Source organism: Akkermansiaceae bacterium (genome assembly GCA_024233115.1).
Lineage (GTDB): Bacteria > Verrucomicrobiota > Verrucomicrobiia > Verrucomicrobiales > Akkermansiaceae > Oceaniferula.
Genome location: JACKQB010000003.1, coordinates 473,512 through 486,120, shown reverse-complemented (window position 1 = coordinate 486,120; position 12,609 = coordinate 473,512). Strand labels below are relative to the sequence as shown.

The 12,609-nt window shown below is 53.9% G+C and carries 10 protein-coding genes; 8 read left to right on the top strand and 2 right to left on the bottom strand.

Annotated features, from left to right (window positions below; all coding sequences use genetic code 11):
- Positions 1–969 carry an arsenosugar biosynthesis radical SAM protein ArsS gene (gene arsS / locus H7A51_10040; GenBank protein MCP5536557.1) on the bottom strand — a complete coding sequence of 323 codons (969 nt, stop codon included), beginning with the start codon at positions 967–969 and terminating at the stop codon, positions 1–3.
- A 158-nt stretch (positions 970–1,127) separates the two neighbouring features.
- On the opposite strand from arsS, the gene H7A51_10035 reads away from it, so the two are divergent.
- The 8 genes from H7A51_10035 to H7A51_10000 all read left to right on the top strand — a co-directional run bounded on the left by H7A51_10035 (position 1,128) and on the right by H7A51_10000 (position 10,773).
- Positions 1,128–1,721 carry a LemA family protein gene (locus H7A51_10035; GenBank protein ID MCP5536556.1) on the top strand — a complete coding sequence of 198 codons (594 nt, stop codon included), beginning with the start codon at positions 1,128–1,130 and terminating at the stop codon, positions 1,719–1,721.
- 118 nt (positions 1,722–1,839) lie between these two features.
- Complete coding sequence (locus H7A51_10030) at positions 1,840–3,759, top strand: M48 family metallopeptidase (GenBank protein ID MCP5536555.1); 1,920 nt, start codon at positions 1,840–1,842, stop codon at positions 3,757–3,759.
- A gap of 187 nt (positions 3,760–3,946) precedes the next feature.
- Entirely contained in the window at positions 3,947–4,258 is a 312-nt protein-coding gene (locus H7A51_10025; protein MCP5536554.1) for a helix-turn-helix transcriptional regulator, read from the top strand.
- 10 nt (positions 4,259–4,268) lie between these two features.
- Complete coding sequence (locus H7A51_10020; protein MCP5536553.1) at positions 4,269–5,579, top strand: permease; 1,311 nt, start codon at positions 4,269–4,271, stop codon at positions 5,577–5,579.
- A gap of 19 nt (positions 5,580–5,598) precedes the next feature.
- Positions 5,599–5,829, top strand: a complete 231-nt coding sequence (locus tag H7A51_10015) for a TM0996/MTH895 family glutaredoxin-like protein (protein ID MCP5536552.1) — start codon at positions 5,599–5,601, stop codon at positions 5,827–5,829.
- A 7-nt stretch (positions 5,830–5,836) separates the two neighbouring features.
- Positions 5,837–6,310 (top strand): hypothetical protein, encoded by a 474-nt coding sequence (locus tag H7A51_10010; protein ID MCP5536551.1) that lies wholly within the window; start codon positions 5,837–5,839, stop codon positions 6,308–6,310.
- A gap of 1 nt (position 6,311) precedes the next feature.
- Complete coding sequence (locus H7A51_10005; GenBank protein MCP5536550.1) at positions 6,312–7,007, top strand: sulfite exporter TauE/SafE family protein; 696 nt, start codon at positions 6,312–6,314, stop codon at positions 7,005–7,007.
- 118 nt (positions 7,008–7,125) lie between these two features.
- The gene (locus H7A51_10000; GenBank protein ID MCP5536549.1) at positions 7,126–10,773 is read left to right on the top strand and encodes a PD40 domain-containing protein; all 3,648 of its coding nucleotides are present in this window, start codon (positions 7,126–7,128) and stop codon (positions 10,771–10,773) included.
- 18 nt (positions 10,774–10,791) lie between these two features.
- On the opposite strand, the gene H7A51_09995 is transcribed toward H7A51_10000, so the two are convergent.
- Positions 10,792–12,594 carry a c-type cytochrome gene (locus H7A51_09995; protein ID MCP5536548.1) on the bottom strand — a complete coding sequence of 601 codons (1,803 nt, stop codon included), beginning with the start codon at positions 12,592–12,594 and terminating at the stop codon, positions 10,792–10,794.
- Positions 12,595–12,609: the final 15 nt, after the last annotated feature.

Genomic DNA, 12,609 nt, shown 5'->3' with positions numbered 1-12,609 from the left:
TCATGCAATACTCCCCCCGCATGACGACCCGTGCCCTGCGGTGCATCCGAAGCAGTGGTTCGCCGTTTGGATGGGGTGCTGATGATGGTTTTCCGGGTCGATCTGCCAGACCATGAGTGGCTCTTCTGTTAGTTCATTTTGAAGGCCCATTTTCAGCATCTGGTTGAAATCACAGTCAAAGACCTCACCCGTCCACGAGGCATTGATGGTATTGCGACACATCAGGCCGGCTACCGTAGCAGGGTTAAACGACTCGCGCAGGAGTTGGTTGTATGCGTCGAATTGGCCATGGCGCTTCAGATACGAGGCAAAACGGGCAATGGGCATGTTAGTGATGCAATAGAGGTCGTTGAAGTCGATGTCGAAGTGCCGTTTCATTTCCCGTTTATAATCGACTTCGAGCTTTTTCTGGTCGGGTGGCAGACTGGCTCCGACCGGGTTGTAGACCAGGTGCAGCGGGAGCCTGGGGTCTCGGCCATAGCCTAAGGCATTGAGTTTTTGAAACGCCTTGATCGAGGAGTCAAACACCCCGTCGCCACGTTGGGCATTAACGTTTTCCGCGCAATAACAGGGCATCGACGCAATGATGGTGATGCCATGGCTTGCGTGATATTCGGGTACCCACTCGTAGCCGGGCTCGTTGATGATCGTGGCATTGAGCCGGGTCATCACCTCACGTGGTTGCTCGAAGGCCCGCACGCTGTCTACCAGTCGCCGGAACCCCGGCACCATCTCAGGCGTGCCGCCGGTCAGGTCAAGTGTGGCAATTTTTGTTGTTTCAAACCACCGGATAATACGGTCGATGACCTCATTGCTGATGATTTCCCGCCTCGCCGGGCCGGCATTCACATGGCAGTGCACACAGCTCAGGTTACAGAGTTTGCCCATGTTCAGCTGCAGAATTTCTGGCATAGAGCGCGTTAACGGCGTATGGGCGCGGGTAAGGGTGTCTTGAAATGAGGTCGGCATGTCAGGCTGAGATGATAAATGCTAAATCCCTAATGGTAAATGTCTCCTTTTTTTGTAATGGCAAAGGTGGCGGAATAGCATAACATGTGAGTATCCACCGGGGTGGTATATTCCCTCTGATACATCAACCCACATAATAACTAGACAACAAAAATACCATGACTGCTGTAATGATTATCTTAGCCGTGCTTGCTGGCCTTGCCTTGCTCTTCGCCCTATGGGTGATGGGAGCCTACAACGGGCTGGTCAAGCTACGCAACCGCTATCGCAACGCCTTTGCCCAGATCGATGTGCAGCTCAAGCGGCGCCATGATCTCATCCCCAATCTCGTGGAAACGGCGAAGGGGTTTATGAAACACGAACGCGAGACCCTTGAGGCCGTGATTCAAGCCAGAAATATGGCGAGTTCTGCGCGTCAGGGTGCCAATACCGAGGACGCATCCTCCATGGGTGCCCTGATGGCCGCCGAAGGTGGACTTGGCAATGCCTTGGGTCGACTGTTCGCGCTCTCGGAATCTTACCCCGACCTCAAGAGCAACGCCAATATGATGCAACTGAGCGAAGAACTGACATCGACCGAAAACAAAGTCGCCTTTTCCCGCCAAGCCTACAATGATGCTGTTACCGATTACAACACCCAGACCGAAGTCTTCCCGTCCAGCGTCATCGCCGGGATGTTTAACTTCGGCCGTGCTACCTTGTTTGAAGTGGCCGAGGCAAGTGAGAGGGATGCGGTTAAGGTGGAGTTTTAGTCAGTGAGCAGTGAGCAGTGAGCAGGTTCCGTGTATTCCGTGTACTTCCGTGGTTTAAAATGGAATGCATCGTGCATGAAAACTTTCGCGTATTTCGCGTATTTCGCGGTCATAAAAAATGAACTTCTACCAAGCACAGGATGATGCGAGGAAGCGGACCAAGTGGCTCGTCGTCTACTTCATCCTCGCTGTCACTGGAGTGATTCTCTCGGTGTATGGCATCGTCTATCTGGTGATGCTTTACACAGGGGGGGCTGTTAGTCCGTGGATGCCGGGTGTGTTTGCTGTCACGGCCATCGGCACTGCTGGTATCATGGGAACTGGCAGCCTGTTCAAAACCATGCAGCTCAACGGTGGTGGCTCGGTGGTGGCTCGGGACATGGGTGCGAGGCAGATCGATCCCCATACACGTGATACCGATGAGCGCCGACTCGTCAACGTGGTCGAGGAAATGGCGATCGCCTCCGGATTACCCGTTCCGGAAATATGGATCATGGACGAGGAGCTGGGGATCAATGCTTTTGCCGCAGGAACCGAGCCCGGCAATGCGGTGGTGGCCGTTACCCGGGGGTGTTTACAGCGACTATCAAGGTCGGAGCTGCAGGGGGTGGTGGCGCATGAGTTCAGCCATATCCTCAATGGCGATATGCGACTGAACATGCGGCTGATGGGGCTGCTTTTTGGGATCCTGATGATCTCGATGATTGGCCGCATCCTATTCGAATCACTGCGGTTTATGCGGGTTCGGAGTTCAAGTAACGACAAGGGTGGCGGTGCCGGTATCGTCATTGCCATCGTGCTGGCTGGGGTTGGGCTGATGATTGTGGGGAGTGTCGGGGTGTTTTTTGGTCGACTCATCCAGGCGGCGATTTCACGTCAGCGGGAATTTCTTGCCGACGCTTCAGCCGTTCAATTCACCCGTGATCCCGATGGTATTGCTGGTGCCTTGATGAAGATCGGAGGCCAGCAGTATGGGTCCAAAATCAATTCACCCAAAGCAGCCGAGGCAAGTCATCTGTTGTTTGCCGATGGGGGGATGTTTAGTTACGGACTAGCCACACACCCGCCGCTTGATGTGAGAATCAAAGCTCTTCAGAAAAGCTGGGACGGCGAGTTTGTCGCCACCGAGCTTCCCGATGTGGCGGAGGGGAGGGGCAGCCAATCTCGCCGTCGCGATTCACGCCTCAGTGGTTTCAGCGGTGGTCAGGACACGTCCGCCCCGTCACCACCACCCATCCCGACCGGTGGGATCGATCAACTTGGTGAACCTTCGGAAATCGATGCCAATCTGGGGCGTCTGTTACGCAAGGGCCTGCAGCGCGAATGGATTCATGCCTGCCACGACAGGGAGGAAGCCCAGGCACTGATTTTTGGTCTGTTGTTAGCTGAGGATAACGAGCTTCGCGAGGGGGAGATCCTCTTTGTGAAAAAGGGGGCGGGCGACGATGCCGGGGAGTTGGCACTTCATTGGAACCACGAACTCGCAAGCCTTCATTCGTCGGAGAAAATCGCGCTGGTCGATCTCTCCATCCCCACATTGAGACGGCTGTCATTGCCTGAATATGACCGCTTTGTGGAAATCACCCAGTGGCTGATTGCCAGTGACGGGCAGGTGGATCTGTTTGAGTTTATGCTGCAACACATCGTGCAGCGTCATCTCGACTCACACTTCCGCAGGCATGCCTTCCCGAACATCAAGTTCCGCAGGATAGATGATCTTCAGAACGAAGCCAATGTCCTGGTCACTACCATGGCGGCTGTTGGTGGTGAAGACCAGATGCAGAGTGCTTACCTAACGGCTATGGCGGAATCCGGCTGGCCCATTGAGATGGCCCCCCCCTCAGAGTGTGGGCTTAAAAATATCGAGTCAGCGTTGCAGAAATTCAACCATGCTACGCCACTGGTTAAAAAACAACTGCTCCGTATGCTTGGCCTCGCCGTGATGCAGGACGGTATGGTGCAAAGCCGGGAAGCTGAACTGCTCCGCGCTACCGCCGACGCCATCGGCTGCTCGGTTCCGCCTTTTGCAAACTCCTAACGTGGCATGATCCGTCCCGGTCATGAGCCAACCCTATTGTGGGCGAAGCACTCAAGGACCTGTTAGGTTGCGCACAAAGTTGATCAAGACCGGGAAGGATCATGTCTTATTGATGAATTATGGATGAATTACTTGACAAGCTCGAACATTTGGCCATATTGCCAAACAACGAGAGGGAGCAATAACGATGAATGCAGAGGACAAAATCAATTATCTGGCCAAGGCGGACGTATTAAAGGCATTGGCGCACCCGACGAGGTTGTGGATGGCCGAGCAACTTGAAGGAGGCGAGCGCTGCGTCTGTGAATTCGTCGATGCCGTGGGGGTTGATTTTTCGACCGTATCAAAACATCTGGCCGTTTTGAAGCAGGCCGGGATCGTTGCGGATGAAAAGCGGGGTAAGAAGGTGTTTTACCGGCTGAAAGTGCCCTGTGTCTTGAATTTTATGAAGTGTATCGAATCAGTGATCCGTGCTGATAGCTCTTGTGAATGTAAGTGAGGATAAAGTTATGAACTGGAAAAAGGAATGGAAGGTATTGGCGCTCATTGGTGGTGTGTTTCTCGCGTTTTTCTACCTGCCGGTAGGTACTGCGCGATTTGATAACGCGCTGATGGAGTCGTTGTATCTGGCGAAGTGGTATGCCCGTGAGCACGTGTTACTCTGTCTGATACCGGCGTTTTTTATTGCGGGGGCGATTGCTGTCTTTGTCAGCCAGGCTTCGGTGATGAAGTATCTGGGTGCGACAGCTAACAAGTTGATGGCCTATGGGGTGGCCTCGGTGTCCGGGGTGATTCTTGCAGTGTGTTCCTGCACGGTGTTACCCTTGTTTGCGGGCATTTACCGTATGGGGGCGGGCATTGGTCCCGCTTCGGCATTTTTGTATGCAGGACCAGCGGTCAACGTGTTGGCGATCATCCTGACCGCGCGTGTGCTGGGCGCCGAGTTAGGCATCGCCCGGGCTGTCGGAGCCATTATTTTCAGTATCGTCATCGGTGTGTTGATGCATCTGGTCTTTATCAAAGAGGAAAAGGAAAAGGCAGCCAGGCAGGCAGTGGCGGCCAGCCAAACCGGGCAGGATGAGGAACAACGCCCACTCTGGCAGAATGCGCTCTATTTCGCTTCAATGATTGGCATACTTGTTTTTGCCAACTGGGGAAAACCGGATGAGACAACAGGGATGTGGTCTGCCATTTACCAGGGTAAGTGGATGATCACCTCGGTGTTCTGCCTCGCCCTTGGGGCAATGCTCATTCTGTGGTTGGGGGTAAAATGGTGGAAAGTGGTGCTTACGGCGATTCCGGTGACCCTCCTGGCGCTGGTCCTGCCGGAGCAACCGATGTTTGCCTTTGCTGCAGGCGTGATCGGCCTGTCCGCTTTTACCAGCACGGACCGGGGAGAGGCGGGGGAGTGGTTCGAGTCGTCATGGGGCTTCGCCAAGCTGATCATGCCCTTGTTACTCATTGGCGTCCTGATTGCAGGTGCGTTGTTAGGGAGGGTAGGGCATGAGGGATTGATTCCATCCGGGTGGATTGCCAACGCCGTGGGAGGAAACTCCCTGGCTGCCAACTTCATCGCATCATTTGCCGGTGCGTTCATGTATTTCGCCACACTAACAGAAGTGCCCATCCTGCAAGGGTTGATTGGCAATGGCATGGGCAAGGGGCCTGCGTTGGCACTGTTGCTTGCCGGGCCGGCGTTGAGCTTACCGAACATGCTGGTGATCCGCAGTGTGGTCGGAAATAAAAAAACGGTGGTTTTTGTGAGCCTGGTGATCGTCATGGCGACCTTCAGCGGACTCATTTTTGGCTCCTTTTTCTAAGCTTCTCATTATTGACATCATGAAAATACAAATACTGGGCACAGGTTGCCCCAAATGCACGAAACTGGCCGAGCTTACGGCCCAGGCCACGCAAGACCTTGGTCTTGATTGTGAAATTGAAAAAATCACAGACATCAACGAAATCGTCGCCATGGGGGTGATGATGACTCCGGCGTTTGTGGTTGATGGCGATGTGAAGTTCACCGGCAAGGTGCCTTCACTGGAAGACTTGAAACTTTATATCAAATAATTGAACCATGAAAAAAAAGATAATATCCATAGCGTTGTTCCTGTTTGTCGCAGCCAGTGTCACCAAGCTGGTTCTCAACGAAACGAATAAGGGAGAGGATGCGGGTGGGGCTGCGACGGAAGCCGCCGCCACCATCGATGGCACCAAAACCGTGGTTTACTATTTCCATGGCAAGGTGCGGTGTAAGACCTGTAATGCCATCGAGGCCAATACCCGCAAAGCCATTGAAGCCGGCTTCCCCGGGCAGTTGGAAAGTGGTGATGTGGTGATGCAGGTGCTCAACATGGAGGAGCCTGAAAACAAGCCGTATGTAACCAAGTATGAACTGGCTAACAGCTCAGTGGTGGTTTCCCATGTGAAAGACGGCAAGGAGGTCAATTGGGCCCGGCTCGACAAGGTATGGGACCTGGTTGGCAGTGATGATGCATTCATGGCATATATTCAGCAGGAAACCCGAACGCTCATGAAGGGAGAAGAGTGAGGTGCTCGAGTTCTACATCGCACTGGGTTCGGCATTCTGGCTGGGCGTGCTGACCTCGATCAGTCCCTGTCCGCTGGCCACGAACATTGCCGCGATTTCATTTGTCGGCAGACGTGTAGCCAAACCCGGCAGCGTCTTTGCCGCCGGATTGCTCTACACCGTCGGACGCATGTTGGTATACACCGTGCTGGGGGTGATCCTTGTCTCCAGTATGCTCTCCGCTCCAGTGGTGGCATTGGCGTTGCAGAAATACATGAATATCGTGCTCGGACCACTGCTGATTGTCGTGGGCATGATTATGCTGCAGCTGATCACGTTCAACAGCGGCGGTTCGGGCGTGAGCCAGCGGTTGCAGAACAAAGTGGAGTCGATGGGGGTGTGGGGTGCGTTTTTACTGGGGGTGATATTTGCGCTGTCGTTTTGTCCCTTGTCCGCCGCCCTGTTTTTCGCGTCGTTGCTCCCGCTGGCGATACAACAGCAGTCGAGCATACTGATGCCTGCCGTGTATGGCATAGCAACAGGCCTGCCGGTGTTGTTGTTCGCAGTGATTCTCGCATCGGGTGCCAACCGGCTTGGCAAAGCGTATAACAAAATCGTCGTATTCGAGAAAATCGCCCGCAACATAACAGGCGTGCTCTTTATCGGGGTAGGCATCTACTACAGCCTCGCGTACATCTTCGGGGTAAGCTTTTGGTAGACGGGGGCAAGAACCAGCACGAAGCCAGGACAAAACCGGCAGAACCCTGGTTTTCGTGTAAGAGACCGGCAACTAATGCGTATCGTGGATAGTGCATTGTTTGTTGTGCCTTCATATTATGAGAATCTGTCCACGCAGGGTCAAAACAGGAGTTTCGTTCAAAGGTTTGTTAAGATGGTTTGAGTCGCCGCCCAGTCTCCCGCTATGGTGTTTGTTGTTTGTTTTTCCGGTGCAAGGTGGGGCTGCTGATGCCGCTGCCGACCGTGAGATGTTAGCTAAAATTGATGCGCCGCTGCTTTTTCTGAAACGTCATTCCTACAGTGGAATACACATCTATGACACCTTCTACAAGTGGCCTCCCGGTGGTGGTGGTATTTACATCATCGATGATACACGGCCCGATCCTAAAGAGTGGAAAGAACGCTGCATCATCGGCGAGGGCAGCGGCCATTTTCCAGGTAAAGGCGTCTATACCCACCCCGAGGTTTCATGGGACGCCCGGAAAGTATTGTTTTGTTACAAGGACAAACCGGGGGGCAATACCTGCATTTATGAAATTGGTATTGATGGCAAAGGGTTGAGAAAAGTTTCAGACCCTGGTGATACGGCAGCTTCCTTTAAAGGCACCAACCATCGGGGTGGAGCACATGATATCTCGCCTGCCTATCTGCCGGATGGGAGGATTGTTTTTCTGTCGACGCGAGCAGCGGGTCTGGTTCCATGTAACAACTCCGGGGTGACGCTTCTGCACGTGATGAATGCCGACGGCAGTGACATCCACAGTATATCGGTGAACTCTGAAAACGAGTTTGACCCCAATGTCCTGCCGGATGGTCGCATCATTTTCGGACGCTGGGAGTATATCGATAAAAATGCTCTCACGGTGCAGTCACTATGGACCGTTCATCCCGATGGCAGCAATGAAACAGCATTGTTCGCTAACAACATGACTTTTCCCGAAGCCTGTCTCGATCCCCGACCCGTTCCAGGAACCGGCTTGATCGCGATTTCCCAGACCAAGCACAATGCCTCACCACGTGGCACCGTGTCTTACATCGATCCGTCCAAGGGAAAAAACAATCCGGAAGCGATCTTCAACTTCACCACTCCTGGCAAACCGACGCATGACCTTGGCAACGATTGCGAGCCATACCCGCTCGACCTTGACACGCTGCTGTTCAGTGGTAGGCCTGCGGGGCATAAGCGGAATGTCATCGAAATTAAAAACCGACAGGGAAAGGCGATCACTTTACGTTCATCCCCTGACATTTGTTTGCACGCTCCCATGTTGGTCAAGGTACGCCAAAAGCCGCCCGTTCTTCCTGAGCAAGCAGACCGAACGAAAAAGACAGGCACGTTTTTTGTGCAAAACGTTTATGAAGGCCTGGACGGTGTCCCCAAAGGCGAAGCCAAATGGCTAAGGGTGGTCGAGGAAAGCTCCCGTGTGAGTCCAAGTCCCCTGAGCAAAAACCCATACAACCAAACATTCCTCGTCAGCGGTGCCCTGGCATTCGCAGCCAAGATTTATCACGGTATGGTTCCCATCAACGAGGACGGCTCCATTTATTTTGAGGCGCCATCAGGACGATTGCTCTATTTCCAGGTTCTCGACAAGGATAAGCGACTGATCCGAAGCATGCGGACCTTCATCCAGGCGACTCCTGGAACGGTGCGTTCCTGTATCGGCTGCCATGAGGATAAAAACAACACCCCCATGCCGCAGCCCCGGGCCTTTTCGAGCCTGCAAGGTAAGCCCAAGGAGCTGAAGTTGGAATCATGGGGTGGGGGATACATGGATTATCCTAGGCTGATCCAGCCGGTCTGGGATAGGCATTGTATCGACTGCCATGGCGGTGAAAAAGACTTCGCCGGTCGACTCGATCTCACCGGTGGGTGGACGACCCATTTCAATATAAGCTATGAAAACCTGGTCGACCGGAGAGAGACCCAGCTGGTGGCCCATTACATCTCGGGTATCGATTCGATGAATGGTACCGCGCACTACTCCAACCAGCTTTTTGCTCCGCGTTCCCATGGCTCGGCTACGGCACCCTTGGCCAAGGTGATTATGAATGATCATCATGGCGTCAAGCTGAGCGAACAGGAACGGGATCTCGTCATGGCATGGATCGATAGCAATGGCATCTACTACGGTAACTGGGATTACACGGAACATGGCTACACTGCGGATGCGGTTGACGAGACTTATGTCCGACTGGGCAAGGTGATGAAAGAGGCGAACTGCACGAGTTGCCATGATGGCAGCGTCACGCACGACTGGGTCAATTTACAACGACCGGAACTGAGCCGCATTCTACGTGCTCCACTGGCAAAAGGAGCAGGTGGGTTTGGCATGGAGATCTGTCGTGACCATCCCATGGATCCTAAGCGGAAGCGTATCACACTGTTACGCAGCGGTGGCTATCAACACGCCGTCAAGCCGCTTGGGTTTTTTCCAGCGCAAAAAATGCCAGCCATCGAAGCGGGTGGAAAACCCAAGGCGAGTTTTGCCACCCCCGCAGACCCCCAATACCGGAAGTTTCTGGCCATCATCGAGGCAGGCCGGAATAAAACGCTGGCAGAGCCGCGGATCGACATGCCGGGGGCGATTGTCATTGCCGGTGAAGACCGTATCCTGGTTGAACCGGATCTGCCCGCCCAGGCACCTGCCATCTCCGCTGAATACAAAATGCCGGGGCAGCTTCACCTAAGCTGGCAGAGAACTCCCGGCAACATTGGCTTGGTTGCCGAGCTCCACCGAAGCGACCAGGAGAATTTCACGCCAGGCGATGGCACCCTTCTAACCAGGACGCTGACGGATCATTTTATCGACCTGCAACCACGGGCAGCGACTCCGTATTACGCTCTGGTTCTCAAAAATAAAAATGGCGACAGGTCTGCTGCGTCCTTCGTCGATGTGCAGAACATTCATCCGGCATTGCTGGTGGCGGGCAATGGCATCGGGGCTTTGAAAATCAAAAATGGCAAAGTCACCCGGGTTTACCAGACACCGGGCCCCTGTATGGATGCCTGGCAGCTTAGCGATGGTTGTATCCTGGCGTCAGGTAAATCAGGTGTTAGGAAATACGACGCATCAGGTCACGTGCTTTTTGAATACCTGGTTGAAAACAAGAAGAGCGAGATCTACGCCTGCATGCCCTTGCCCCACGGCGGCATTCTTATCTCCGAAAGCGCCCCGGCCCGTTTGATCGAGCTCGATGCCCAAGGTGCCCGCAGCAAGGTCATCCCCGTGCCGGATATCGCTATCAAACACCCCCACCAACAAATGCGAGGGGTAAGAAAAAATACCGCGGGTGAATACTTGATTGTCTCCGCTTTCGAGAAACGGTTGATCGTCCTTAACCCCGATGGCAGCCGCAAAAAAATCATCGACCTCTCAAAAGTTCTGGCTGCCGATGATTTGAAGTGCCTGCACTCTGTCGTGCCTCTCGATGATCATTGTTTGTTGATTGGCACTTCCTACAGTGGCTCGTTTGTGATGCTTGATGGGGATGACCAGGTTATATGGTCGTTACACCCCCATGAAGTTCCCGGACTCGGGATCAAATACGCATCGGGTGCACAGCGTTTGCCGAATGGAAACCTGATCTGCACTTCATACAACAGTGATTACCCAATTTTTGAGATAACTCCCGACAAGCAAATCGTCTGGAAAATCAAAGCCGACCGGGCATTCGGCCAACCTCTCCATGTGCAAGCCGTCGGACTCACCGGCAACGCTGCCCATTTCGAGCTGAGTAAATAATAAGGCGAAATCAAGTGGCTACAGGCTGAGCACGTATTCCGCCAGGTCTTCGAGTTCCTGTGGCGTGAGCCGGTCGGCGACGCCGGTGTGGTTCTCTTTTGTGAGCACATCCATGATCGTCTTGGACCGACCATCGTGCAGATAGGGCGCCGTTCTCCAGACTTCGCGCAAAGTGGGGGTGTCCCAGGTGGATGTCCTGTCGGCCGGACCGGCGTTAAACATGTTGTGCATTTTCATGTCGGTTAGATACGGACCGTTATGACAGCTTGAACAGGAGCCTTTGGAGCCGGATTCATAGAGTTTTTTACCGCGTTGGGCTGCTTCACTGAGTTTGCCGTCGACCAGATAAGGGCTGGGCTCGGGTTTTAACATCATCAGGTAAGTGTCCATCGCCTTGAGCTGGGCCTCCGGGAGTTGGGCGAACTGGATATGGGTGACACCGGCCCGCACTGACATCTCCGCGTTGTCACGACATCCGGTGATGGTGGTGGGTGGGGTGAAGTGTGAGAAGAGCAGGCTTTTGACATTCTTCGGGTTGCCAATACCATCATTGAGAAGATCCCAGTTCAGGCCGTCTACCCGCGCGGCATCCGGGTGGCAGGTATTACAGGATTGCCATTGTTGGAAGCAATGAGAAGCATCGTTAAAGAGCATTTCGCCTTCACGGGCTTCTGATATCTTCATGTCAGGGGTCAGTTTAACGCTGCGAGAATGGTAGGCGTCCGGTCCGCTGGTGAGGTCGATATGGACGAGGTCATCGGAATAGTACTGCGCGACAAAAACTCCCGACTGGTGGGCCAGGATGGGGCGTGGTCCGTTGCCTTTCAGGGGAATCCGTTTACGGATATCCGACATGATGGAGAGATCGTAATCGAGTTCGCTCCGGTCTGTCTTGGCTGCGATTTTCCGGGTTAAAGCGACAGCGTCTATCACACTGAGCTCGTGGGTTCCGGAGTGGGCGACGTAGATGTATTGATGATCGGCAGAGAAATCAACCCCCCAGGAGCCCGGTGCACCCTGGCTAATATCATCCAGTAAAACGGTGGCGTAAATACTTGCTGATTTTGTATCGATGATGGTGAGTGCGCTGGTATTGACCCAGCCACGGTCAAGCTGGGTGGTGGGCACGAGGAAGCGGGCGAGAGTGTGTGTGACAAAGAGTTGTGAGCCGTCGGGGGTAAGTTTGATACTGCGTAGTGCATTACTTCCGTTAGGGAGTTCGATGTGCTTGGTCACCTTGGCGGTGGCCGTATCGATCACGCTGATTTTGGCCGCGGTGTGTTTGACGTTGCTGGGTCCGTCTGGAATGAGATTGGAGATGTAGAGAGTGCGGCCGTCTGTACTCAAATCTGCGGCTGTGGGGAGTCGAAGCACCGGGACTCGCGTGGTCTCGGTGAATGTTTCCAAGTCCACCACGGAAACGGAATTCATGAAGTAATTACACACGTAGGCGCGTTTCCGTGTGGTGTCCACCACGGGCGCACGGGCACCCTGACCCACTCTGGTCCGTCTGGTGATTTTTCTGGTTCGGGGGTCAACCTCGAGGAGTTCGCCACGGGAGTGGGAACTGGTTGCGAGGATTTTATCGCCGTAGACGGCAATACCCGTGATATCCCCTTCGAGGGGAATACGATTGACCAGCCTCAAGTTGTCGGTATCAACAGCAGCGACACTGGAGCCTGTCAGCTCGGCCACATAGATCGTTTTTCCATCGGCGGACAAGGCCAGGTCAGTGGGGGACCTTGGCTCCGTTGCCATACACGCCATCACCATGAGGAGGCTGATGGCGAGGGGCGGGAGAGTTTGGTCAAACAATCTCATGGGAGGCAAAAGCAC

Coding starts and splice junctions, on each gene's coding strand:
- H7A51_10010 (MCP5536551.1), top strand. CDS start 5,837: ATGAAAAAAAAGATAATATCCATAGCGTTGTTCCTGTTTGTCGCAGCC.
- H7A51_10030 (MCP5536555.1), top strand. CDS start 1,840: ATGAACTTCTACCAAGCACAGGATGATGCGAGGAAGCGGACCAAGTGG.
- H7A51_10000 (MCP5536549.1), top strand. CDS start 7,126: ATGAGAATCTGTCCACGCAGGGTCAAAACAGGAGTTTCGTTCAAAGGT.
- H7A51_10020 (MCP5536553.1), top strand. CDS start 4,269: ATGAACTGGAAAAAGGAATGGAAGGTATTGGCGCTCATTGGTGGTGTG.
- arsS (MCP5536557.1), bottom strand. CDS start 969: ATGCCGACCTCATTTCAAGACACCCTTACCCGCGCCCATACGCCGTTA.
- H7A51_10035 (MCP5536556.1), top strand. CDS start 1,128: ATGACTGCTGTAATGATTATCTTAGCCGTGCTTGCTGGCCTTGCCTTG.
- H7A51_09995 (MCP5536548.1), bottom strand. CDS start 12,594: ATGAGATTGTTTGACCAAACTCTCCCGCCCCTCGCCATCAGCCTCCTC.
- H7A51_10025 (MCP5536554.1), top strand. CDS start 3,947: ATGAATGCAGAGGACAAAATCAATTATCTGGCCAAGGCGGACGTATTA.
- H7A51_10015 (MCP5536552.1), top strand. CDS start 5,599: ATGAAAATACAAATACTGGGCACAGGTTGCCCCAAATGCACGAAACTG.